Source organism: Luteimonas sp. 22616 (assembly GCF_052044325.1).
In the GTDB taxonomy this organism is placed as follows: Bacteria; Pseudomonadota; Gammaproteobacteria; order Xanthomonadales; family Xanthomonadaceae; genus Luteimonas.
Genome location: NZ_JBQEMW010000001.1, coordinates 2,552,834 through 2,578,398 on the forward strand (window position 1 = coordinate 2,552,834; position 25,565 = coordinate 2,578,398).

The following is a 25,565-nucleotide window of genomic DNA, read 5'->3' on the forward strand; positions in this document are numbered from 1 at the left end:
GTCCTATTCGGCTTTGGATTCAATACCCCCGCTTTTCGATTCGCATCGGCCCGATCAACGAATCGTATTGAACGCCTCCTTCCCGACCTTATGCCCGAGAATTTTTCCTAGACAGAATGTGTCAGTAGGCGGCGGCACGGGCGCCGAATCAGTTGCGCATGGCGAACGGCCGTCGCACCATGGGCCGTCGCATCGCCTGGGGAGGACGCATGCGCTCTGTCGAAGTCCGCCTGCATTCCGCTGCCTACTCGCAGGCGGCAGTTGTTGCTGCCGCGCACCGGTATTCGGGCAGGTTCGCAGTTGCCATCCGCATGGACGGCGATGATTGGCTCGTCCATCTCGAAGCGCCGCTTGGTACGGAACCGGACGCCCTTCAGAGCGAGTTCCTGCGGGCTGCGCTGGATGAGCAACTCCGGGAGCTGGTCCGTGGCCGCACGGCGGCGCTGCACGACACATTGATCTCGGCTGCGCTGGCCAACATGCACCCCCAAGGCAGAGGCCGCTGAGGTGCGCTTTGAGCCCGCCCAGGCGTTTGCACCGGAGCCGGCGTACATCTTGCTTCCGTTCCGGTTCCGCCGACTTCCCTGGGACAGCGAACGCGTCCTGCTGTCCTCGCTGTCCGGCGACTGGATGGTGATACCGGCAGACCGCCTGCCACCCCTGGTCGCCGGCGAGATCGACCCGGGCGATCCGCTCCGGCTGGATCTGGAAGCGCGGCACTTCATCGCGGCGTCCGCCGACCGGGCAACGCTCGCACCGCTGCTGTCGCAGATACGCACGCGCAAGGCCTACCTGCAGGAGGGTCCGGCGCTGCACATCTTCGTCGTCTCGCTGCGCTGCCATCATTCCTGCGCTTACTGCCAGGTCTCGCGGCGCCCCACTGGGCAAAGCCGGTTCGACATGGCACAGGACGCATCAATCCACGCGGTCGAGCGCCTCTTCGAATGGCCATCGCCAACGCTCACGATCGAGTTCCAGGGCGGCGAGCCCTTGCTGCACTTCGACCGGGTCCGCTCCCTCACCGAGCGGATCGTCGAGCGCAACCGCTCGGAGGGCAGGGCGTTGCGGTTCGTCATCGCCTCCACGCTGCACGACCTCACGGACGAACAGCTCGCCTTCTTTGCCGAGCACGGCTTTGCTCTGTCGACTTCGCTCGATGGCCCGGAGTGGCTGCACAACGCCAACCGGCCCCGCCCTGAACGCGACAGCTACCGGCGCACCGTGGAGGGCATCGAGCGGGCCAGGCGGGCATTGGGTGAGGATGCGGTCTCTGCGCTGACGACGCTGACCCGGCGCAGCCTGGAGGCGCCGGAAGCCATCATCGACGAGTACCGCAAGCTGGGGTTCCCTTCGATCTTCCTGCGTCCGTTGAGCCCCTACGGTTTTGCGCTGAAGACCAAGACGCGAACCGGCTACACGATCGAGGATTTCCTGACGTTCTATCGTCGCGCACTGGATCACCTGCTGGCGGTGAACCGGGCCGGCTATCGCATGGACGAGGTGTATGCGAGCCTGCTGCTCTCGCAGCTGATGACGCCGTTCTCCCACGGCTACGTCGACCTGCGCTCGCCCACGGGTGCCGGCCTGGGTGCCGTGGTCTACGACTACGACGGCTGGGCCTATCCGTCGGACGAGGCGCGGATGCTGGCGGCGATGGGAGATTTTACGTTCCGGCTTGGGCGCGTCGAGGAAACGGTGGACACCTGGTTGCGGTCGGAAGCGATGCAGCGGGTGCTCGAAGCCGGCGTGGCGGAAGCCCTGCCCACCTGTGCCGACTGCGTGTTCGTCCCGTGGTGCGGTGCCGACCCCATCGACCACTACGCGCGGCAAGGCGACACGATCGGCCATCGGCCGACCAGCGATTTCTGCCGCAAGCAGATGGGCATGTTCGATCTGCTGCTTGAAAAGTGGGAGGTCAGCGAGCCGCAGGATCGGGGGATTCTGGAAAGCTGGGCGTTCCGCAAGGAACCATCCTCCGCGCTGCAGGCCGCCGCCTGATGCTCGCGCTGGAAGCCAGGGCGATCCTGTCGGGGACCATGGATGGCTTCCGGCTCGCCAAGGTGGCCTCGCTACGTGAGTTCGCGTGCGGGGATTTCCCGGTCGAACGCATGCTGCTGGACCTGCGGGACCCGTTGGCTGCCGCACACCGCGCCACGCTGGAGCTGCTGCCGTGGGCAGGATTCATCGTGGCTCCCGGCGACGAAATGCCCGCCGATCGCTTTGCCTTGTCGATCCTGGGCGAAGCGGCGGTGGCACAGCCGGGCGACGTCGTGGAGATCCAGCCCGAGCGCGGAAAGATCGCCACGCGCTACCGCCGGGGCTCCAACGGCAACGTGCTGTTTGCCACCGAACGGTGCAACAGCTTCTGCCTGATGTGTTCCCAGCCGCCGCGTCCGATCCAGGATGACTGGCGCGTGGCCCAGCTGTGCGAGCTGGTCGATCTGATCGACGGCGACGAGCCGAGCCTGGCGATCAGCGGTGGCGAACCTACCCTGCTCGGCGGCGGGCTGGAGCAGGTGATCCGCCACTGCGCCGCGCGCCTGCCGCGGACCCACGTGCATGTCCTGTCCAATGGCCGCCGGTTCGGCGACGACTTCCCCGCGGCACCGTTCCGGGATTGCCATCCTTCTCTCTCGTGGGGCATCCCGCTGTATGGGGACGTGGCCTCGCTTCACGACTACGTGGTGCAAAGCCGCGGCGCGTTCGCGCAGACCTTGCGTGGACTGTATGCCCTGCAAGCGGCGGGGCAGAGGGTCGAGTTGCGAATCGTGCTGGTCAAGCCGGTGGTGGAGCGCCTGCCGCAGATCGCGCGCTTCATCTACCGGAACCTGCCCTTCGTCGAGCATGTCGCCCTGATGGGCACCGAACCTGTCGGACTCGCCCTGGCCAACCACGACGCCTTGTGGATCGACCCGGTGGATGCGGCGCCGCAGCTGGAGTCCGCGGTCGGGATGCTCGCCACCCGCGGACTGAATGTCTCCCTCTACAACCTGCCCCTGTGCCTGCTGCCGCGCCCGCTCTGGCCCTTTGCCCGGCGCAGCATCTCGGACTGGAAGCAGGATTACCTGGACGCGTGCCGGGATTGCGCGGTGCGCGCCGATTGCAGCGGCGTTTTTGGCTGGAACGCGAAGGGCTGGCGCAGCCGCGCCATCTCTCCCATCGATGCGGAGCTTTCCCATGCATAAGGCAATCACGCTTGCCGGCGGCGCGCTCTCCGCCCTGCAGGGCACGGTTCACGAGTCCGATAACCAGGCAGCCATCCAGCGCTGGGCCAGCCTTGCCCAGCAGGACACCGGATATGCCGTCACCCTGACAGCCCCGCTCAATCTGGACATCGACAATCTCTATGCCGGGCACCGGTCCCACAGCAGCCACCGCAGCCATAGCAGTCACAGAAGTCACAGCTCGCACTATTCCGGCAGCGGAGGCGGCTATCGTTACACCGCGCCTGCGCCGTACGTGGCACCTCGACCCGCTTCTCCTCCTTCCACCACGCCAAACTCATTGCGACCCAGCTCCTCGGCGCCGACGGATCCGAACTACTACTCGAGTCCTACTCGACCCACGACACCTGTGCGGCCCAGTGCGGATCAGCTGACCTTGATGATCATGCGCGTGCAGGCGGCCCTGTTCTCGCATGGCTACGATCCCGGTGCCATCGATGGTGTGATGGGCGCCAAGACACGCTCCGCGCTGACGTCCTTCCAGTCCGCACAGGGGCTGACAGCGACGGGCACCATGACCACGGAAACTCTTAACGCCCTCGGCGTACGGGTGTCTCCGTGACATCGCAGCAGGAACCGATTGCTTCATCAACAAGCGGCTTGGAACTCGAAGTCTCGGTACACCCGCGGCATGCCATGAGCCGGACTGACACCACTTTGCAGCCGTCGCTGAAACCAAACTGGTCCACTTTGACGAAGATCGGCGCGATCTCTGCAGCCATAGGTGGTGTCTCCCTGCATCTCATGGGCCAGGTCGCCCATCGGATCTACCTGCAACAGATGGGCGTTAGCGCCGGTCACTTCCCCAAGACCAGCGACTGGCTGGTAATCAATGGCTACTACACCCTGGGCACGCGATTCCTGGCATTGATGAAAGCCTTCTTCGCGCACACGTTGCTGATTGCGCTAGCGATCCTCGTACTTGGCGTTTACATGTACGGCATGGAGGTACTGGGCAAGTGGCTGAAGTCAAAGGCCCCGGCTTTGAAGCTCGCCGGGCTTCCGGCTTGGGCTTCCGACGTGATCCGCAACCTCCTCGCCAGCGCCTTTGTAGTGATTGGAATCCCTGTCGCGGTCATGTTCATGATGCTTGTCCTCTTGCTGCCTGCTGTCGTGGGTGAGACGGCAGGCAAGGATGTGGCGGCGAAGGAAATGAAACGGTTCATGGCTGGCTGCGACCCTGGGGAATCGAGTACGTCCGCGAACTGCAGCCAGATCGTCATGGATGGCAAGGTGCTCGCCACCGGTTACGTTATCGATGCCTCTCAATCGCACGTTGCGATTTTCGACCCCGAGACCCAGCGCACGACGGTCATGGAAACGGCCGGCAAAACGGTCGTCGGCAAGAGAGCAACCCTTCCTGACGATTAGGCAAACCCCGGCCTTCGTGCGCCTCTTGAGAAATGACGTCAGTGAGAAATGGTGTCAGGGTGAAGCGACCCGGATTCCTCAGACAGGGAACCTCTCGCTAAAGGCCGCAATTGGGCGAAGGCGTCGCGTCCCACCGGCCCGCTGCGGACTGCATCCGTGCGACGAGCGCTTCGACAGAACCCCATGTCGGCACTGCCTCATCTTCGGGGCACGCCTCACGAAGGCAGATGAACTCGTGGAAGGCGTGGTCCAGATCCGAGGGACCGTCACTCGATGCTTCCCAATGCTCGCGGCAGAGTGAGGGGATTCCCACCTGTTCCGCCACGAACTGCTTGCCCCACTCCAGACAGCGGAGAACCTTCCCTTCCGCTTCGGCATCCCGCCCAGTCAAGAGCAACCAACCACAGGTTCTGAAATTGCCACCGTCGCGATACATTTATTCAAAAGCGCTTGTCCGAGTATCCATTCCCGTTTCCTTCCCAGCCGTGGTCCGAACAGTAGGAATGGCGTGTCTCACGAGCCGCGATTCCCGGGAAGTTCAAGGCGCGCTACCCTGGACACGTCACGGGGAGAGTTCGAAATCATGGCGGAACGAATCGATTGGAGCCGAGAGGAGGTCGAGGCCTGCGTGGCGGACTACCTCCGGATGCTGACGCTCGAATTGAATGGCCAGCGCTATAACAAGACCGTGCACGCCAACGCGCTGATGAAGTTCCTCAACGGCCGGAATCGCGCGTCAGTAGAGTTCAAGCATGCAAACGTCAGCGCCGTCATGATTGCGCTCGGCTACCCCTACATCGACGGCTACAAGCCGCGCGGCAACTACCAGGCGATGCTGGTCGATGCCGTCGAGGCGCAACTCCTGGCCAACGACGAGCTACAGGCTTCCGTGCAGGCGGCCGTCCTGCGCCCCGCCACCGCCGCCGCCGTGGCTGACTTGGCGAACGTATGGGTGCCCACGCCCAAGCCGGCCCGCGTCAAAGAAGCGCCGGCCGGCTATGCGCCAAACTTCTCTCCTGCCAAGCGTGACTATCTCGCCCAGGAAGCACGCAACCGATCCCTCGGGCGCGCCGGGGAACTGTTCATCGCCGAACTCGAATCACGTCGCCTGCATGCTGCCGGAAAGAAGGTGCTCGCCAACCGGGTGGAGCACGTGGCGGCAACCCAAGGTGACGGCTTGGGCTTCGACGTGCTCTCTTTCGAGAACAGTGGTCGTGAACGCTTGATCGAAGTGAAGACCACAACCTTCGGCCAGCTCACGCCGTTTTATGTCAGCCGGAACGAGTTGGCGCGATCCAAGGCTGATGCTGAGATCTATCGCCTGTATCGAGTGTTTGATTTCCGTGATCGGCCGAGGCTGTTCGACCTGCCAGGTGCGATCAGTGCGTCTTGTAATCTTGAAGCTGCGTCCTATCTTGCGCGGGTGGCTGGCTAAGCCGGCTGGAGCGCGAATAACTCCCTCCGTCCCCTTTAGTTGGCGGACGGCTGTCGCAGGGTTTTGGCGGTGACAGGGAGGTGGACATCGACGGGTTCATGAGCTTCTCGCTGTCGGTCCAGAACCGGGGCAAGAGCCGGGTGGGGCTGGCGTTCGAAAACCACCTCTCGCACCTGTTCAACTCCCTCGGCATACATCACAGCCGTGCCACGATCACCGAACGCCGCTCGAAGCCGGACTTCCTGTTCCCCGGCGTCACGGAATACCACGACCCTGCATTCGATCCGCTCCGGCTGACGATGCTGGGCGTCAAAAGCACATGCAAGGACCGCTGGCGGCAGATCCTGCCGGAAGCCGACCGGATCAGTCCCAAGCACCTGCTGACGCTGGAAGCGGGCATCAGCGGCAACCAGACCGACGAGATGCAGAGCCAGGGCGTGCACTTGGTACTGCCCCGGGCGCTGCACGAGACCTACAGCGCTTCCCAGCGCGGCTGGCTGCAGGATGTGCGTGGCTTTACGGATCTGGTAGTCGTGCGGCAGCAGGCTGACAGGAAGTAAACCCGGCCCCGTTATTCAAACAACGAACAAGACCCGCAGCGACGCGGGCCTGTGCTTCATGGACGAGGAGCAATTTCCTCCATCCTCTCTAGATCCCCTAATCAAGGCTTCGTTTCAGCCACCTACCACGGTGGCAGAACACTTCGTAAGCAAGGCCATCTCTTTCGGACTGAACAACCGGACCGAAGGCCGTATTTTTCCCAACGCTTCGATTCTGGAAGTCTGCGAACAAACCCAAATCAACTTTTCGCCTTGTGATGCTCACGCCCCCAGGATAATCAAACCCTCGAACCGGGAACTTGCACCCTCCGGGCCATGTCACCCCATTTAATTTGCCGACAAGAACGTAAGGCCTCTCGACATTCTTATCAATCGATTTGCACCATGCAATAAACGAGTAATCATTCTCGATCTTCGTGCCTGTAGCTATTGATACAACGCCGTACAAGTAAGGCTTCTCAATAACATTGGAGTCCGAGTAATAATCAAGCACCTCTGCACAGCTGCTTTCTTTGAAGTCACGCCTAATGTCGAGCGGAACGGTGTGAACGTCCGAAGCAACAACAGAGCACGCTGTCAAAGTCAATATTAATCCCAACAACATCTTCATAGCAGCGCCCTTATGGCTCGATGCAAGTGCCGGGAGAACAAGAGAACTCGGACCGATTTGGCAAGCCCAAATGCTCATGCCTGTCCCTGTAATCATTTGTGTTGTTTGTAAATTCAGTATACGCGCGGACGATACTCATGAATTCCTTATGAGATATAGTAATTGCTCGAAGATCAATTGCGCGAGATCCATTTTCAACGTTGTGTGCCGAGTTGGATTTTCGGTTCGATATAACGCTTCCATCGGTGACTGATCTAACTCGCCCGTCGTTAGCAACGTGACTCTCGCCACCAGTAACTATCAAAGGAGCGGCCTTGTGTCCATTCAGGTCCATCGCTGATCGAAGAGTCTCGATTTGTGACTTCACATTTTCATTCCTTTGCACCATGCCGTTCTGATTAACCTCCCCCCGTGTTTTGCTCGGCTCAAATGGACCGGATGGACGTTCTCCGTTTGGAAGGTCCCGATATTGTGGGTCTGGACCGCAGTAAATGGTATCGCCACAAGACGAAGACTTGGCCTGTCGTCCATCAGGATCTGAGAACTTATACGGATTGTTATTCGCATACCAATAGGCATTGAAGTTGGCACCCGTGTTCGGATTGGCCGTTACTGGATCGCGCGACAAGAACCTCCCGATCTGCGGATCGTAATAGCGCTGCTGCATATACGATAGCCCCGTCGTTACATCGGCGACGTGGCCGGTATAGCCAGGCTTGTTGTCGTTAGGACGGTTGAGCTGTTCCCCGTAGGGGGCGTACTCGGTTCGCTCGATTACTTGCCCTGCGCTGTTGGTCACGGCCACAGGCGATCCCAATGCATCCGTGTGGATGTATTCCACGGTCTGCGCCTGAGCCACGCTAGCGCAACCAAGTATTAGCCCGAGCAGAAATACTCGCGGAACTAGCTGGCCGAGCGCTTGGATTTCGATCATCTTCATGGTCGGCACCTAGAGGTCCAACGCAGGGGTGTGCCACGCGGAGCACCCGGCGGCATTGCAGGCACGCACTGTGTATGAACGACTGCCGCGCCCATAGATCTCGGTATTCGTGCCGGACGCGCTGTAAACAATTGTGGTGTTCGTTAGCCAGGTTTCCTGAACCTCATATCGAGTCGCGCCTGAAACAGCGCTCCAGCTGATGTAGTAGGTGATCAGCGGCGGACGCTCGCTGCTGTCAACTTCGATATGACCATTGAGCGTCGCAGGCACGGCCGGAATCAATTGCACTGTGGTGGTCTTGATGGCTGAGTACGGACCGCACCCGCTGCCGTTGCATCCCCGGGCCCGGTAGCCGTAGCTGGCGCTGCCGTTGCCACTAATCGCCTTGCTCAGACCCGTACCGTTCTGGATCTCCGTCCAGACACCCGAGCCGATCCGTTCCTCCAGTCGATAACTGGTCGCGGTGGCCACCGCCGTCCAGCTCGCCGTGTAGCTGCCGGTCGTACTCGACGCTGGAACCGTCAGCGCTGGTGCAGCCGCGGGCGGCAACGTGACCACGGTCGTCTTGATGGCCGAGTACGGACCGCACCCGGCGGTGTTGCAGCCGCGGGCCCGGTAGCCATAACTGCCGTTGCCCTTGCCACTGATCGCCCTGGCCCGGGTGGCGCCGTTCTGGATCTCCGCCCAGGCCCCCGAACCGATCCGCTCCTCCAGTCGGTAACTGGTCGCCGTGGCCACCGCTGTCCAGCTCACCGTATAACTGCCGGTCGCACTTGTCGGCGGCGCGGTCAGCGTCGGTCCGCCCGTAGGGAGCAACGTGACTGCTGTCGTCTTGATGGCCGAGTACGGACCGCACCCGGCGATATTGCAGCCGCGTGCCCGGTAGCCATAGCTGCCGCCGCCCTTGCCACTGATCGCCCTGGTCCGGCTGGCGCCATTCTGGATCTCCGCCCAGACTCCCGAACCGACCCGCTCCTCCAGTCGGTAACTGGTCGCCGCGGCCACCGCCGTCCAGCTCGCCGTGTAGCTGCCGGTCGTGTTGGTCGCCGGTACGGTCACTGTCGGGGCGCCCGTCGGCGGCAATGTCACTACCACGGTCTTTTCCAACGAGGTTGCCGTGCAACCGGCGTCGTTGCAGGCGCTGACCCGGTAGCTATAGCTGCCTGCGGCCTTGCCGCTGAGCGTCTTGCTCATGGCCGCGGTGTCCTGCACTGGCGTCCACGTACTGCCGATGCCCTCCTCCAGCTTGTAGTGCGTCGCCGTGGCCACCGTGGTCCAACTCGCCGTGTAGCTGCCTGTCGTATTGGTCGCCGGCACCGTCAGCGTCGGCGGAGTCGTGGGCAGCAACGTCACCACCACCGTCTTGGCGACCGCGACCGGACCACACCCGGCGGTGTTGCAGGCGCTGACCCGATAGCTGTAGCTGCCCGCGGCCTTGCCACTGAATGCTTTGCTCGTGGCCGCAGTGTCCTGCACCGGCGTCCACGTGCTGCCGATGCCTTCCTCCAGCTTGTAGTGGGTCGCTGTGGCCACCGTGGTCCAGCTCACTGTGTAGCCGCCGGTTGTGTTGGTTGCCGGCACGGTCAATGTCGGGGTGCCTGTTGGTGGCAACGTCACCGACACCGTCTTCACCGCGGACGCTGGACCACAGGCACCATTGCAGGCACTGACCCGGTAGCTGTAGCTGCCTGCCGCCTTGCCGCTGAGCGCCTTGCTGGTGGCCGACGTGTTCTGCACCTGCGTCCACGTGCTGCCGATGCGCTCCTCCAGCTTGTACGTGGTGGCCGTGGCTACCGCAGTCCAACTCGCTGTGTAGCTGCCGGTCGTGTTGGTCTCCGGCACCGTCAGCGTCGGCACGGCCGCCACGGTCGTCTTCCCCTCGTTGCTCCAGCCGCCGCATGCGCCTTCGTTGCACGCCTGCACCCGATAGGTGTAGATGCCTGCCGTCTTGCCCGTTACCGCCCGGCTCGTGGCGCTGCTGGTCTGCACCGTGCCCCAACTTCCGCTGCCCGTCTTCTCCTGCAGCACATAGCTGGTGGCCAGCGGCACAGTCGTCCAGCTCACGGTGTAGCTGCCGGTGATCGTGCTGGCCGGTACGCTCAACGCCGGGGCGCCTGGTGCTATCGCGGCATTGACGCGGGCGACCAGGCTGCCGTTGAGCGTGATGTAGTCCGTCATCTTGCCAACACGCTCGTTGCGCTGGTATCGCAGCACACCGTCCTGACCGTACTGCGACCAGATCGTGCCCTGCGTGTCGTGAGAGGCCATGACGCGGCGACCGTGGCCGTCGTAGGCGTACGTCTCGAGCGGGGTGGAGCCGCTGGTCAGTTGCATGGCTCGCAGCCGGTTGCCCTTGTCGAAGACATAGAGCTGGTTGTTCTTGTTGGCCAGATTGCCCTGCCCGTCGTAACTCAGCGCGATCACCGCATCTCCGCTGGTGCAGTTCGCAGCAGTGCGTACGAAGGTCAGCTGGAAGTGCGCGTCATAGCAGTACAAGTGGTTGCGCGCCAGCGTCTGAGGGGTGGCTGGCATGCTGACAGTCCGCAGGTTGTCGAGCACGTCGTAGGTATAGCTGGCGGTTTCCAAGGCACCGGTCGTGCCGAACATCTTCGACTGGGCCGTCGTCAGCCGGTCGAGATCGTCATAGGTCATGTCCCGATTGCCACGTTGCCCCGAAAGGCCGTCGCTGATCGCCGCCACATTGCCGTTGCCGTCGTAGTCGTAGCTGTCGTTGAGCACGCCGCCACTGTCGATACTCTGCTCGGGCAATTGGCGCGTGTTCTGCGTCATCGTGTGCACGATGCCGTTGCCATAGGTGAACCCGGCCATTGCGCCGTTGGGGTGGTAACTCACCCCCCCGACATAACTGCCAGCCTTTCGCGGCTGGCCCAGCGCGTTGGGCGCATAGTCCACCACCAGGCCATCGGGATACGTGTTGGAAGCCAGATAGCCATCGACGTGGTAGACAGACCGGAACGTCCAGTCGAACCCACCTGTCTGGAGCCGTTCACTGGTCAGCAAGCGCCGCTTGTTGTACTGGTAACTGGTGAGCGCGTTGTTGGCAGCCGCGTCGCTGGTCTCAACCGTGGCCAGCCTGCCATCGGGTGCATAGGCATAGGTCGTGTCGCCGCGATGATCCGGAAACACCAGTGCCTTGATCCGGTTGCGGGCATCGTAGCTGCGTGTGGTGCGGCTGCCGACGGGCACCGCGTCGCAAGCGATCGATGATGCCAGGCCGCTTGCGCTCCACACCACGTTGCCGGCGCCATCGTAGCCCTGCACCGTGGCTCCGGTCTCCGGCTCGACGGTCTTGCACAGCTGCTGGGCGGCATCATAGGTATAGCTGCGCGTGATAGTCGCTCCAACACTGCTGGCGGCATCGCGGCGCTTCAGTGCAGTCGGCTTGCCGAACGCATCGCGGCTGATGTCGGTGAAGGCGCCCGCAGGATGCACCAATGCCACGGGATAGTCCGTGGTCGGTTGGTCCCAGGCCATGTACGACGCCGTGGTCGCGATGCCGGTGCCCTGATGGCGCGGGCTTGTCGTTTTCGTCTTGAAACCGGTGAGGTATTCGGTGGTCGCCCCCAGTACGCCGAGCTCGCTGTCCTGCTTGACCGCCGTGATGCGGCCAAGCGCGTCATACTCGGTCCGCACGCCCTTGAGGGACGTGTCCGTATACAACCCCAGCGATCGCACGGGATAGGACTGGAAGGCCAGCCGGCCGGCCGCATCGTAGCGCTTGACCACGATGCTGCGCGTCCCCGCCGCGTTGCCGTTGTCGTAGCTTTCTTCCACCACCGGCCGCCACAGCGCGTCGAATGACACGACCTTGTGGCCGTTCCCTGTCTTGACCACCTGCCACCAGTGTCCGACCTGCAAACCGTATCGGGGATCCGTGGTCGGTGCGAACGTCTGCGTGGTCGCCGTCCAGGCTGGACTGTCGTTCGGCCAGGTAATGCTGGCCAGCCGACCCATCGTGTCGTAGCCATAACTGGTCTTGTAGCCGTTCTCGTCGGTCACCGAGGCGATCGTGCCGTCGTCATTGATCGCCGCGATCTGGCTGACCGCAGTCGGCTGATCGGGGGTCGACGGGAACAGCACCTTGCCCGGAATGTCGCGCTTCCAGTTGGACAACGTAGTGGTGTTACCGTTGCCATCGACCACAGTACGAACGGTGCCTCGCTGCCCGGTTAGCACCGCAGAAGTCGTATCGTAGGTCAAGGTCTGCTGCAGCTTTCCGAAGGCGTAGGTCTTCAGCGGCAGCGCATAGTTCGTATCGTAGGTCGTCTGCGAGGTTGTATCTCCGTCGCAGGCTGTGCTGGCCGGCGTCGATACCGTGCACTTGACGCTGGCGATCTGGCCCAGGACCCATCTAGCGGTGTTGTCCGAGTACTCCGTAACTTCCCTGCGCGACATACCCGACGTGCCCAATGAGCTAGAGCGACTCACGTCGCGCGTACGCCCATACACGTCGAAGTTGTTTGCCTGCCACTTGAAGGTAACGCCTTGCTGCGTGATCGTCCTGGTCTTTTGTGGTGTCAGCCTGTTGTCCGAGGGAGGGAACGCCCCACTCCCGGACATGTTGTCGCCAAGCAGAGACGGATATGGCCCTTCGGAGCTGGAAGCGTAACCATAATCCGTTGTGCGAAGAGGGCTGGATGAACCTTGATAGCGCGTCTCCTTTACTAACCTTCCCTCGAAGCCATATCTCGTGTTGAGCACGTAGCGCGTGAGGTCACCAGCGGGGTTTGTGACATCGACCGTCTTGGTTTCCGGACATGTTCCGGTACTGGCACATGCATCTTCCGTGGTGCTTCCCTGCGCGTCAGGATACTTGTAGGTCCATACAAGTGACGTAATGCCTGCCCCGTAGATTTCCTTGCGCACGACCCCGTCGTTCTTGAAGAGAACCGGGACGTCCTCGTAAGGATTCGGCAATGGGTGGCCGTCCTGTTCCGTGACACAAGCACTGGGTACGTAATTGCGAGCGTGCACGATTGCCCGCCGACCAAACTTGCCCACCAATCCGCTCGGCGTGGTGATCGTGATCGTCGCGTAGGTGGTGCCGGCATTGCTGTAGGTTCTAAGGTTGCAGGCGCTGAACTGATAGCTTGGAGGTACGGTTTCCACGGGACCGATTCCCTGGAAGGTCCACATGGATCCGTCCTGCAGGAGTACCGTGCTGAGTTCCGGCGCCGTCGTCGGGTTAATGTAGTCGTATGCCCACGAGCGTTGCTGCGCGCTCCCTGGCATCGAGGTGATCGAGGCAACGAGCGGGACATCGATCCTCCAGGAAAGCACCACTTTCCTGCCATCGCTTGCGGTAATCGATTGAAGCTTGTCACCGCTGTACGTGTACGTCAGATAGTTTCCGAAGCGATCCTCGATTCTGGAAACGGACATCGTCGCGAACATCCGGCGCTGTCGCAGCATCACTCCATCTTCAAGGGACTTGACTGTGAGCGCATCTGTCGCGGTCAGATGATCGAACCAATACTTCGTTCCATTCGGTGCAACCGCGAGAAATCCCTCGCCTGCCTCTCCGTTTGAGGTGTTGGGCAGGCAGCCGATTTGCCAATGTGCGTGCGTGACGGCCGGAAACACCATCGGCTGTCCCTGCGCGTCCAGCATCGTCGGCTTCAAGGTGTTCTGCGGAACCCGCTTCATGATTGTCTGTCGTCCGCCATCTTCCGTGAACAGATCCATTCCGTTCCACACGTCGGGAATTGGACCGTAGTACGACGGGCGATCGAACTTGGTGCACCTTGCGTAGCTTCGCCCGCCTTCATAGACAGTCCACTGTTCTCCGGGACTTCCTGAATTCGGGATCGTCAGGTCCTTGTCAATCAAAGTCTCGATCCTCGGAATCGAGAGCATCCAGTTCCCTAGCGTGTTGGGCGCGATGCGATACTCGCTGTTGTTCACCGCTGCCGTCGTGCGTACGAGGGAGATCGTCGGGCCTGTACCTTCGAGCACAATGTCGGCCTGGTTGAAAGTCAGACGACCTGTATAGAGATCAATATCCTCGCCGAACGGGTTGTCTCCCAGTGCCGAGACGGTCTGCAGCCCTCGCAAGGCTCTGTCGTACTCATCGCGCGGCCCAATTTCTTGAGCATGAATAATGGAGAGCGCACCAATCAGGTAAAGCACTGCAGTTCCGGCGATTCGTCCGAGCATCGGGAATCGGAACGGCGTTGCCGCATCTGCTGCCACGGCGCTCTGTTTGACTTGCGGCTGCGATGTGGAGAAGTTTCGCAGTTGGCGAGACGGAGGGCAGCCGTCGCCCTTCCCATTCGCGATCGAGGAGGCGGAACAAGGCTCATGACCACTTTCCACGAGAAGCACGTCCGCAAGGGCTTTTACTTCTCGACCCTGCCCTCGTGACCGATATGAAGAAGGACTAGTAGCGTCGCTTAGAGCGCAGGCTTCATCACTTGATTCGTTCGCTGCATCATTCCCCAACTGCATTGCTTGCTCCCCTTGCAGCGTTCGCAGCCGACTCGATGCCGGCGGCTTGTTGTTCAGAGGCTCGCCGACGCAGACTGCAACTACGTGATGCGCTGGCTAGCCCGCAGTTCACGCATTTATCGCCCGTCGCTTGAATTGCTCCAGGTTTCAGAGTTTCGGCCGCGCAGTGAAATGGACAGCCAGTGCGCGTGCGCTGGAGTGACGTCTTGGGCTCGAGCTGAAGACATCCGTGAGCACGAGACCGAGAAGACGAAGAGCACAGCGCTCCGCGACGTTTCCATTCGATTCCCCTGATTGTCGGTGCCATTGCAGCACCGCTCCCAAGCAATAGGCCACACTCTGACGCTGTTTCGCGGCCCGTCAAGCGTAACAGCGCACATTTTTTCGGATAGGGTGCTAGGAATTATTCTTGATCTATCCGTGACCGGGGCGATTCGATCACTGTGCCACGTGGAAGCGATCGACCTCGAAATGCCGGCGCAGGTTGGCGCGGCGCGCTGCGACAGAAGCCGTCGGTGCCGAGCACGGCCTAGTGCATCGGCACGCAGGCGCGGACCTGTTCGGGGTAGGCGCGGATGTAGTCGGTGGCGACGATGGCCAGGCCCTGGCGGCCTTCGAGTTATTGGGTGATGTAGGCCTTGCGCGGCACCTTGGCTTCGGGATGGAAGCGGTTGTGGCGTTCGGCGTCTTGGCCGTCGCGGGCCAGCTCGTTGAAGCTGGGGCAGGCCCAGATGTCCGCCGTTACTCCAAAATCCTTGTCGAGCAGTTCGGCCGCGGCGATCACTTCGCGGAAGATGGTGCCGGAGCCCATCAGCTGCACGCGGTGCTCGCCCTTCTTCGGCTTGCCGGCGTCCTTGAACAGGTTCATGCCTTTGGGTCGACAGTCCCACATAGATGAAAAAGAGCCCCGACCAACGCCGGGGCAAGGGAGGCGAGAGAGACAACTCTCATGACGGGATCATGTGAGGCGCGTCAGTAGCCCGACGTCGCACGCCGGGATCAACCGGGCGCGTGAGCCAACACGCTACTGGACAGGCTTGCCATCCGCGTCGATGACGATCACTTCGCCAAGCTCGAGTGAGCGGATGCCGCTTTCGATCTTCGAACGGTCACCCACGACGATCCACGTCAGCGGGCGCTTCGCGAGCAGCGAGACGGCTTCCCGGTGGACGGCATCGAGCGTGACGCCGGCGACGTTGTCCGCATAGGTGGCGTAGTAGTCTTCCGGCAGCCCGAAGACCTGCTGGTCCATCAGGTAGCTGGCGATGCCCGCGCTGGTCGCCCATGCCCCGGTCAGCCCGAGGCTCATGTCATCGCGGGCGACCGCCAGTTCCTCGGCATCGGCCTGGCGGGCACCGGTGATCTCCGACACCAGCCCTGCAATCTCCGCCATCGATTCGGTGGTTTTGTCGGCCTGCACCGAAGCGCCCGCGGAGAACACCTGCGCCCCCCTGCCGCCGCCAATGCTGCTCCTTGCACCGTAAGCCCAGCCCTTCTCCTCGCGGAGTTTCATGTTGAGGCGCGAGGTGAATGAGCCGCCGAACACGGTGTTGAGTGCCTCGCGGGCAATGGCGTCGCCTTCCTTGCGCGGTGGCGCGACCAGCGCGGCGCGAATGACCGTCTGCGGCGTGCCCGGCTTGTCGATCAGATAAACGACCGGCGCGCCCGGCCCCGCCGCCACGGGGATCAATGTCTCGGGAACAGCACCCGGCTTCCAGTCTGCGAAGGCGGCTTCGACCAGGGGACGGATTTCCGCCAGGCTGGTGTCGCCCGTGATGACCAGGGTGGCGTTGTTCGGGCGGAACCAGCGCGCGTGGAAGGCCGTCACGTCCTCGCGGGTGAGGGCATCCGCATCCGTTTCGCTCATCAGGCGACCGTACGGATGATCCGCGCCGAACAGCAGCGTGGAGGACACCCTGCCCGCCATGCTGGCAGGATCCTGCTTGCTGGACGCGATGCCGGCGCGGGCTTGGCTCTTGAGGCGATCGATGTCCGCCTGTGCGAACGCCGGATTGAGGACGACATCGGCATAGATGTCCAGAGCCTCCCGCAGCGTCGGCTTGAGTGCCGACAGCGAGACGCTGCTGGTCTCGCCGCCGCCGCCCGTCTTCAAGGTTGCGCCCAGGTTGGCCAGGGAATCGACCAGTTGCTCGCTGGTCCGCGTCCGGGTGCCTTCGTCCAGCAGCCCCATGGCAAGCGAACCGGAGCCCGGCCTGATCGACGCAAAGTCCGTCGGCACGCCGGTCTCCAGCACCATGGTCATGTTGACCACGGGCACGCCCTCGCGGCGGGCCACAACCAGCTTCATGCCGTTGTCGAGCGTGGCCCGCTCCGCGGCGGGGAACGTCGCCGGCACCACTGACTCGGGCAGCGGCATGGACGCGCGGTCCGCCCCTTCACCGCTGGCCTTGAGGTCGCCGAACGGCAGCACGTGCAGCACGTAGTCGCCGTCCGCCAGCCAGGCGCGGCCGGCATCGCGCACCTGCGCCGGCGTGGCCGAGCGGTAGCGCGCGAAGCCTGCCTGCCAGGCATTGGCGCCGCCCATGAAGGTCTGGCTTTCGGCCAGCAGGCCGGCCTTGGACGAGATGCTCTCCATCGAACGAATGAAGGACGCAACGGTGGCCGTGCGCACGCGCGCCAGTTCGGCCTGCGTGGGGCCGTCGGCCAGCAGGCGCGACAGCTCCTCGCCGATGACCGCCTCGACGCGGGCAATGTCGGTGCCGGGCCTCGCATCGGCCACCACCATGAACTGCCCGCCGAGAACCCGGTCCCAGAGGCTGGCACTGACGCTGGTTGCCAGCTGCTCGTCGAGCACCAGCCGCTTGTACAGCCGGGAATTCCTGTCGCCGGCCAGCACCTGTGCCAGCAGCCGCAGGTGATCGATATCGGGGGACGCCTGGTCGGCCACGTTCCAGACCCGATAGATCCGCGGCTGCGCGACGCGGTCGTGCGCCACCTCGCGCAAGGTGCCGGGCTTCCTGACCACCCAGCTGGTGGGCTGCGACACCGGCGTGCCCGGCGCGATGTCGCCGAAGTACTTCTCCACCTTCCCGCGCGCCTCGGCCGGCGTGATGTCGCCCGACAGCACCAGCACCGCGTTCGACGGCCCGTAGTACGTGCGGAACCAGTCGTGCACGTCCTCCAGGCTGGCCGCATCCAGATCCTCCATCGAGCCGATGGTGCTGTGCGCATAGGGATGCCCCACCGGCATCATCGCCCGCATGATCAGGTCGGAGGCCATCGCGTACGGCGCGTTGTCACCCTGCCGCTTCTCGTTCTTGACCACCGACCGCTGCTCATCGAGTTTGGCCTGGTCGATGGCGCCGAGCAGGTGCCCCATGCGGTCGCTTTCCAGCCACAGGATCGAATCCAGTGCCGCGGTGGGCACCGTCTGGAAGTAGTTGGTGCGGTCGACATTGGTCGTGCCGTTCTGGCTGGTGGCGCCGATCCGCTGCGTGGCCTTGAAGAAGTCGTCGTTGAAGTTCTCCGAGCCGTTGAACATCAGGTGTTCGAACAGGTGCGCGAACCCGGACTTGCCCGCCGGCTCGTTCTTCGAGCCGACGTGGTACCAGATGTTCACGTGCACCAGTGGCGCGGAATGGTCTTCGTGGACGACGACGGTGAGGCCGTTGGGAAGCACGAATGTCTCGGCCGGAACCTGTATATCGAACGCCGCCCCATGTTCATTGCCAGTCGCTGGCGGTCCTGCAATGGCACGCACGGGCGCCACGGCCAGCACCAGCGGCAGCAGCGATGCCGCCAGCAGGCGGCAGGGATTGTTGTTCAGCATGATTTTCTCCAAGCCGCAGGGCACGGCTCCATGGCATTGATGCGCGGGAGGGGAGGCACCCTACCTGGAACGGTTGGCTGGGCGGCGCCGACGCAAGCGCACGCATGCGCATCTGTCGGGTCTCTTCGCCGCCACCCAAGCACCGGATGCGCTGTTACCGCTCGGCCGGAGGCACCACGCAGGAACTCAGCGCCCGCACGAAATCGAGAATGCCGAAGGCACCTTGGCCAGAAGCCTGGGCCTCGACCAGTCGCTGCAGACGTATCGGATACAACAGCGGATCGCCAAGCATCCGGCTTCGCACGCCATGCAGCCGCTCCTCGGCTTGCGCCCGCGTGATGTTCGCGTTTCGCTGCAAGAGACCATCCACGAGAAATTCGGGAGGTGCCGGGAACACGTTGGTGCACAGGTATTCCATGGCCTGACGTTGCATCTGCGCATCCACAGGCATCACTTGCGACATGTCCAGATCCTCGCGCCACATGTCCGCGTTGATGCCGGGCCGCGGCCGATAGCCGCCAATCAACGACGTGATCGGCTTGACCATGAACATCCATTGATCAATCGCCGTGTCATGCAGCTGCTCGGGTGTCAGCAGTGCGGCCACCTCGTCGTCCTCGGCGAACGGCCGGCGTTCGCCGATCGCCGCCAGCGAGCGCTCGAGATTCTTGACACCCAACCGTGCGGCCTCGACCAGATCATCGACATCGACCGCCTCGTATACATCACTCGGCGTCAGGTACGGGATGTACGAAGCCCCGTAGCGATACGCCGGATCGACTGCCTGCTGCCTGAGCCACTCCGCACGCATGTCGGACTCGCTTTTCGACGACGTGCCAGCGAACTCATACCCCCGCCGGATCGCATGGACATCGCCCGGCCCCACGCTCCCCACGGTCATCGTGGGACTGAAGCCATCCTCCGGCTGGATCAGATAGTTGAAGCGCGTGTAGTTCATCACGCTTGGCGTGAAACCGTGGGTCGCCACCCATGCCGACGAACGCGCCTGCTCGACGGTATAGGCCCCAGGTCCGAATCGCCCATCGCGCAACCCCAGTGCATGGCCCATTTCATGCGTGGTGGTGCGCCTGATGAGACTGCCCGCCACCTGATCCGAACGCGCATCGGCAAGAACACGCGGATCCACCGCCGCCATGGTCACGACATAGCGGGCGAGGAGAGTTTTCAAGGCACTCTCCGCCCCCCACATCTGAAACTGCAATATCTCGCCGGAACGAGGATCGAAGATTTTCCAGCCGCAGCTCCCCCCTCCCCAGCACATGGCCGAGTTGTTCACATCGTCGAAACTCCAGCCGTCGATGCCGGCCGCATCGACGGCCTCGATCGCATTGTCGAATCCGGCTGCGGCCAATGCCGGGCGCCACGACTCGATGCCTTCCATCATCCACGGCACCCAGCGCTTCGGTGCGCGAGGGTCCACATACATGGTTATTTTCGACGGACCCGTGGCTTGCAGGCGCCAGCGCAACAGCGGCTGCGCTTGCAGCAGCGGCTGCACGGAAGCGGCCCGCTCATCCGCGTACATTTCAAACGCAAGGAAACCCGGATAGAAGTACCCCATGCGAGAGTCGTAGGCCCGCTTCGGCATGGGGATTTCCGGCAAAGGCACGAAGCTCCACTTCGTCCAGCCTCCACGCTTCGAGGTGTCCCGTCTGGCCACTCCGATCACGACATTGCGCGGATACGTGGTCGCGCTTTCCACCGCCACGTGCGGACCCTGCCCGGCAAGCCGCCACCCGCCCTTCAGCTTGTCCGTGAACAGGCCAGTCGCATCGATGCATGCGGCCATCTTCTCCTGACGGCATGCAACGGTCGGGAACCTCGCCACGACGATGGAAGCGTCCAGCCAGTTCGGGCGCGACTCGTGTTCACGTCCCTCGGGCGTCGAACGCAGCACGATCGCCCCCGATTCGCGCTGCCAGCGGATCAACTGATAGTTCGGACTTGCTGACGCGCCGCTGCTATGGGTTGCAACGACCATGTCGCGGCCGAAGGCTGCCTCGGCGAAGGCCAGCTGCACCTTGCCCCTGTGCAGGTGCACGCGCAGCAAGGGCGCACTTTCTCCAGCCGTGCCGGCGGCACGGGCGCTGCTGCTGTCGGATGCCACCATGCCGAGCGCGATGCTGACGCACGCGATGATCCGCATTGCTTTTGTCATCTCAGTTCCTGCCGATGTTGGTACGGTGCTTTCCAATCGGCCGCGCGACGCCGCATCGCCCGCTCCGGCTGATCACCGTCTTCATGGATGGCACGCCGCCCTGCCGGAGCGGCGGCGCGTGGTTTGTGCGACGGCGGCTCAGAAGCCGAAGCGCAGCTCGACGTAGGCGGTGCGTCCGACGATGTCGTACTGGCTCGCGTCATAGCCCAGCGAGCAGTCGTTGCAAAAGTCCGGCAGCCGGTTGAACAGGTTGCGGGCGCCGAGCCCCAGGCGCGCTCCAGCGAGGAAGTCGCCCTTGCTGCCCCAGCCAAGGTAGCGACCGATCGGCAGCTCGATATTGGTGTCGAACATCCAGAAGTCGCCCAGCTGTTGCTTTTGCCCGGCCCTCGGACCCGAGAGCAATGGCCTCGGATCTTCGTATGTACTCACGTAACGCCCCAGCAAGCTGATGCTGGCATCGCGGTGGAACCATTCCAGGCGCGGCACGATTTTCCAGCGGGGTGCCCATCCCGCCTGATGGATGACGCCAAGATGGTTCTCTTCCTTCGAAACCGCCGTGAGTTTCTGCCGGTAATCGTGGGTGTAAGTGGCGGAGAGGCCCACATTGAACTCGCCATAACCTGTCTGCCAACGGCCATTGGCGGCCACGTCCGCGCCAGAGAGTCTGACGGCGTTGACGTTGAAGGGGCGCATATCGATGCTTACCGGCACACCGGACGCCGGATCGCGGATCACGCGCCCGGCAAGCTCGTCTTCATGATCCATGAAAAACTGGAATGGCAGGAAGAGCGAAGACATGTACAACAAATCATCCAGCTCGGTGTTCCACGCCGACAACGAGAACCGCCAGTCGGCCGAGGGCGAAAGCACCACGCCCAGGCTCCTGGTTTTGCTGGTTTCCGGCTGCAAGTTGGGCGGCAAGCCACCTCCGCTAATGGGTTTGACCATGAACGTGGCGCCACCCATCTTCGGATCCTGCACAGAATACTGATACTCGCTGGCGAGAGTTTCTTGGGCGACGGAATAGATGGGCAGCGGCTTGAACGCCGTGCTGTACATGCCACGCACCAGCAGCGATGGAATCGGGCGGTATTCCAGGCCCAGCGTTTCGGTACGGGCCTTTTCGGCAATCCGTCCGGTGGATTCAAGCCTGAAGGCCCCCGTAGCCACCAGCTTGCCCGGGCCTTCCGCCTTTCCCGCAAGAATCGGTACGCGCACCTCGGCGAACAACGCATGGCTGTAGTTGGGTCCGCTGACGTTTTCTACCGGTGAGTAATCAAGCGCCGACTCGTCATAGATACCCATCTTCGAGATCAGCTGCTGCTTTTGGTATTCAACACCCAGCAACGCCTCGACCTGGCCCGCGGGGAGCTTGAACAGTGGCCCTTGCGCATAGGCATTCACCCCGGTCACGGCGGCACCAAACTGCGTCTTCGTCCTGCTGACCAGCGACATCAGCAAGTCCCTGGAACCGGGCGCTGTGCCATCACCGGAAAATGGATTCAGGGCCCGGGCCGGATCGGACGCGTTGAGCACCGACGCGAACCTGTTGGAAACAAACGCGTACACGTTTCCGGTGTCGGACGTATCGCGCGAGCGCCATGAGGTGGCCTCCCACTCCCACCGCTTCAGCTTGCCTCGCGCGCCCACCATGGCACGCCAGAAAGTTTGCGAGTAATCGCGATAGACCCCCGTATCGCGATACCAGTAATCCACGGCAACCGGCACGCCGAACGGATTGAATGGGTTGTCCGCACCGACGACACCACTATCAAATCCATAGCTACCGTCGGCTGTCTGGAACGGCAGTTGGCTGGCAGGAACCGAACGCCGGTTGTACATCAGCTCGCCGATCAGCTGCGTATCGGACGTGAGATCAAAATGTCCGTTGAAAGTAAGTCCCTTGCTGGTCTCCGGAGAAATCAACTGCACGTTCTGCGACGACCTGTTCAATGTGCCGGCAGTGTTGAGAAAGTCCTGCGGCGATAGCGAATTCCCGTCCTGTCCAAGGGGAATGCCGGCAAACGGCGAGTCCAACCCCGGCAGGTTGCCGCGCTGTTCCACCGGCAAGAAGCACAAAGCCGGCGATGGTGGGCATCCGTCCAGCGAATAGACGTTGCCCGGATAGACCGTGGTCGAGGACCTCAAATCGCGCCCACCGAAACGAGTGAAATCGGTATTGGCCAGCAGGCGGCGCTGCGCACCTTCAAGCCCTTCTCCTTTCTTTCCTGTCACTGACAAGGTCACTGAGCCACGCGACCAGCTTTTGCCGAGCAGGACGCTGGCCTGCTTCTCCGAATGGCCGTCCGCATGCGCGTAGCGCAGGCGCGCACCGATCCCGTTGGCATCGCGCCGCAGGACGATGTTGACCACGCCGGCCAGGCCGTCGCCGCCATACACGGCCGATGCACCGGCCGGAAGCACCTCGATGCGCTCGACCATGGCGAGCGGGATTGTGCTCAGGTCGAACTGGCCACTCTGCATCAACGACGAGGACTCGCCCGAACGGCGTCCGTTGATCAGGATCAGCGTGGTGCCCAGCGGTAATCCGCGCAGTTGCACCGACGTGGCATTGGTGTCCCGACCACTCAAACCCAGGTTGCCGCCCACGCTGCCGATGGAGCCATTGCTGCTGCCGTTGACAGACACCTCTGACATGTAGCTGAGCATCTGCGCGATGCTGCTGGCGCCGGAGCGCTCGATCTCATCGCGGGTGATTACCGTGATCGGCAACGCGGACTCCGATGGCGTCGAACCCAGCCGCGAACCGACGACGACCACCTTGTCGAGCTCTGCCACTTCCGCCCGTGCACCAGCTCGGGACCGTGTGCGCGGCACGGCGGTAGGCTTGCCATCCGAGACAGGCGCTTTGGTTTCAGAGCCGGCCTCTTGGATCGTGATAGTGGTCGGGGTAACGCGAGTCCAGCTCAATTCGCTTCCGGCCAGCGCCCTGTCCAGCGCCTGCGCCACGGTCATAGCACCCGATACCGCAGCGCCACGCCTCCCTCGCAGCAACTCGATGTCATAGACGATCTGAACACCGCTGCTGCGGCTGATCTGGTTGATCACCTGGACAAGATCGCCGGCAGGCACCGCGTACTGGATGCTGGCATCAGGCGTCTGCGCGACGGCATGAGTGCCATTCAGCGCAAACGCGATCAGCACGGACAGGCAACTTTGTTTCAGGAACGATGGTGTGCGGCGGTGGCTGGATCGGTTCACGGCGTGCTCTCCCCAAGCGGCTGTGGATGACTGATGCACTGCATCAGTGGTTCATTCACCTGAGACGCCCGGCACGCACGCTCCCCTACCGCCGCGAGATCACGATCTTTCCGTCGCGCGCTTCCGTCTTCACGGGAAGCGCATAGGGAAGCGCTTCGGCAACGGCCTTGCCATCACCCAGCTTGAAGCTGCCGCTGACCGGCAGGCTTTCCATGTCCGGGCCAGCCAGCACCAGCGTGACATCCGAGTAGCGGTTGATGTCCGCGATGGCCTGGCCGAGCGGCGTGGCGCCGAATACGTGGAAGCCTTCGCTCCAACTGGTCAGCGCCGGGGCGTCGGCTGCTTCCACGCTCCAGCTGGCCGTCTCCGGCGCGTAGCGCGCAGTCTGTCCGGGGACCAGTCGCAACATGCGCCCGCCCACCGTGCTGCGTGCGGCCGTCGAGATGCCCACCGCACCTTCGAGCAGCGTGACCGAGACATGTTCGCCGCTGCGCTGCACCTGGAACCGAGTGCCCAGCGCGGTGACCGTGCCCACCCCGGCGTCCACGACGAAGGGCCGTGACGCATCGCGGGCGACATCGAACACCGCCCGGCCGCGCTGCAGTTCCAGGCTGCGACGCTCGCTGTCGATCCGTGCGGCTACCGCGGTGTCGAGATCCAGCGCGATGACGGAGCCGTCGGCCAGGCGAACAGATTCGATACTGTCTGTCGCCGCGTACGGCACCGGCGGGGCTTGCACCCGGGCCGAGGGCCACAGCACCACCGCCAGTATCGCGGTCGTCGCCACGCTCGCCGCCATCGCCAGCCAGCGGCGCCGGCGTGGCGCCGGCCTGGCCCGTGCCACGCCCTCGGTGGCGCGCGTCCACTGCGCCATGAACGGGTCGGCCTCCGGCTCCAGGGCGGCCACGACGTGCGGCGCGAGCACTTCGTCGTCCTCCAGCCCGTCCAGCCCGACCCAGAGTGCCTTGGCTTCTTCGAAAGCCAGCAGATTCTCCGGCGACTGCCCCAGCCAAGCCTCGAACTTCTCGCGCTCGCGCAGCGTGCAGTCCGGTGCGATCAGCCGCGCATGCCAGCGCGCCGCGACATCGGCCGGTGCGATTCCATCCATACCTTCAAGGACGCCGCTCATGGCCGACCCCCTAATTCCCGGCGCAGCGCGGCCAGTGCCTGCGAGACGTACTTTTCCACCATCTTCACCGAGATGCCGCACAGATCCGCGATCTCGGGGTATGTCTTGTGATGCGTGCGGCTGAGCAGGAACACCTTGCGGCACTTCGGGCTGAGCCCGAGGATGGCCTGGCGGACCAGGCGCAGCTCCTGCTGGGCCGACACCATGCGCTCCTGGCACGGCGCTTCGCACGCCAGATCCACATCGTCCAGCGGCACGTGGCCGGCCTGATTCCGCGCCCGGTCCATGCGGCCACGCGAGAAGGCCAGGTTGGTGGCAATGCGATAGAGCAGCGCCTTCCAGACCACGGGCGGGCGCGAACAGCCATAGCCGTAGCTCAGGATGCGGGCGTAGCTTTCCTGCACCACCTCCTGCACGTCGGCCTCGCTGGCCATCCGGCGCCGGAGATACGACGACAGCGCCCGGCGGTGTTCGGTGAAGAACACCTCGAACGTTTGCGGTTCGACCCCGGCTTCGCCGGGATCCCCGGCGCTGTTTGCGAGATGGACGACATTGCCCATGAATGAATCGGATGCGGATGGCGACGGTTGGAATCTCGCATCACCGCGTCGACAAGGCAACCGGAAAAGGCCTGTTT

15 protein-coding genes and 1 pseudogene are annotated in these 25,565 nt (G+C 63.0%); 7 read left to right on the forward strand and 9 right to left on the reverse strand.

Annotated features, from left to right (window positions below; genetic code table 11):
* Positions 1-158 precede the first annotated feature (158 nt).
* The 7 genes from ACTJIL_RS11760 to ACTJIL_RS11790 all read left to right on the forward strand — a co-directional run bounded on the left by ACTJIL_RS11760 (position 159) and on the right by ACTJIL_RS11790 (position 6,590).
* Positions 159-506, forward strand: coding sequence for a hypothetical protein (locus tag ACTJIL_RS11760; RefSeq protein ID WP_440755689.1), 348 nt, complete (start codon positions 159-161; stop codon positions 504-506).
* A 1-nt stretch (position 507) separates the two neighbouring features.
* Entirely contained in the window at positions 508-1,998 is a 1,491-nt protein-coding gene (gene hxsB / locus ACTJIL_RS11765) for a His-Xaa-Ser system radical SAM maturase HxsB (protein ID WP_440755690.1), read from the forward strand.
* Positions 1,998-3,185: a His-Xaa-Ser system radical SAM maturase HxsC gene (gene hxsC / locus ACTJIL_RS11770; RefSeq protein WP_440755691.1), complete on the forward strand. Its 1,188-nt coding sequence runs from the start codon at positions 1,998-2,000 to the stop codon at positions 3,183-3,185. Before hxsB ends, hxsC begins: the two co-directional genes overlap by 1 nt.
* Positions 3,178-3,786, forward strand: a complete 609-nt coding sequence (gene hxsA / locus ACTJIL_RS11775; RefSeq protein ID WP_440755692.1) for a His-Xaa-Ser repeat protein HxsA — start codon at positions 3,178-3,180, stop codon at positions 3,784-3,786. Before hxsC ends, hxsA begins: the two co-directional genes overlap by 8 nt.
* On the forward strand, positions 3,783-4,595 hold the full coding sequence (locus ACTJIL_RS11780) for a hypothetical protein (RefSeq protein WP_440755693.1): 813 nt from the start codon (positions 3,783-3,785) through the stop codon (positions 4,593-4,595). Before hxsA ends, ACTJIL_RS11780 begins: the two co-directional genes overlap by 4 nt.
* 583 nt (positions 4,596-5,178) lie before the next feature.
* Positions 5,179-6,030 (forward strand): DUF3883 domain-containing protein, encoded by an 852-nt coding sequence (locus tag ACTJIL_RS11785; protein ID WP_440755694.1) that lies wholly within the window; start codon positions 5,179-5,181, stop codon positions 6,028-6,030.
* A gap of 50 nt (positions 6,031-6,080) precedes the next feature.
* Complete coding sequence (locus ACTJIL_RS11790; RefSeq protein ID WP_440755912.1) at positions 6,081-6,590, forward strand: type II restriction endonuclease; 510 nt, start codon at positions 6,081-6,083, stop codon at positions 6,588-6,590.
* 97 nt (positions 6,591-6,687) lie between these two features.
* Here the strand turns inward: ACTJIL_RS11790 and ACTJIL_RS11795 are convergent, their stop codons facing one another.
* The 9 genes and pseudogenes from ACTJIL_RS11795 to ACTJIL_RS11835 all read right to left on the reverse strand — a co-directional run bounded on the left by ACTJIL_RS11795 (position 6,688) and on the right by ACTJIL_RS11835 (position 25,488).
* Entirely contained in the window at positions 6,688-7,200 is a 513-nt protein-coding gene (locus tag ACTJIL_RS11795; RefSeq protein WP_440755695.1) for a hypothetical protein, read from the reverse strand.
* A gap of 10 nt (positions 7,201-7,210) precedes the next feature.
* Positions 7,211-8,140: an RHS repeat domain-containing protein gene (locus ACTJIL_RS11800; protein ID WP_440755696.1), complete on the reverse strand. Its 930-nt coding sequence runs from the start codon at positions 8,138-8,140 to the stop codon at positions 7,211-7,213.
* A gap of 9 nt (positions 8,141-8,149) precedes the next feature.
* Entirely contained in the window at positions 8,150-14,317 is a 6,168-nt protein-coding gene (locus ACTJIL_RS11805; RefSeq protein ID WP_440755697.1) for an RHS repeat protein, read from the reverse strand.
* Positions 14,318-15,052: 735 nt separating this feature from the next.
* A pseudogene (locus ACTJIL_RS11810) lies at positions 15,053-15,482 on the reverse strand (transketolase-like TK C-terminal-containing protein); the annotation flags it as partial.
* A 150-nt stretch (positions 15,483-15,632) separates the two neighbouring features.
* On the reverse strand, positions 15,633-18,398 hold the full coding sequence (locus ACTJIL_RS11815) for a M16 family metallopeptidase (RefSeq protein ID WP_440755698.1): 2,766 nt from the start codon (positions 18,396-18,398) through the stop codon (positions 15,633-15,635).
* Positions 18,399-18,552: 154 nt separating this feature from the next.
* Positions 18,553-20,577 (reverse strand): zinc-dependent metalloprotease, encoded by a 2,025-nt coding sequence (locus ACTJIL_RS11820; RefSeq protein ID WP_440755699.1) that lies wholly within the window; start codon positions 20,575-20,577, stop codon positions 18,553-18,555.
* A 138-nt stretch (positions 20,578-20,715) separates the two neighbouring features.
* Positions 20,716-23,799 carry a TonB-dependent receptor domain-containing protein gene (locus tag ACTJIL_RS11825; protein WP_440755700.1) on the reverse strand — a complete coding sequence of 1,028 codons (3,084 nt, stop codon included), beginning with the start codon at positions 23,797-23,799 and terminating at the stop codon, positions 20,716-20,718.
* 85 nt (positions 23,800-23,884) lie between these two features.
* Positions 23,885-24,928 (reverse strand): FecR family protein, encoded by a 1,044-nt coding sequence (locus ACTJIL_RS11830; RefSeq protein ID WP_440755701.1) that lies wholly within the window; start codon positions 24,926-24,928, stop codon positions 23,885-23,887.
* Positions 24,925-25,488 carry an RNA polymerase sigma factor gene (locus ACTJIL_RS11835; protein ID WP_440755702.1) on the reverse strand — a complete coding sequence of 188 codons (564 nt, stop codon included), beginning with the start codon at positions 25,486-25,488 and terminating at the stop codon, positions 24,925-24,927. Before ACTJIL_RS11835 ends, ACTJIL_RS11830 begins: the two co-directional genes overlap by 4 nt.
* Positions 25,489-25,565 lie beyond the last annotated feature (77 nt).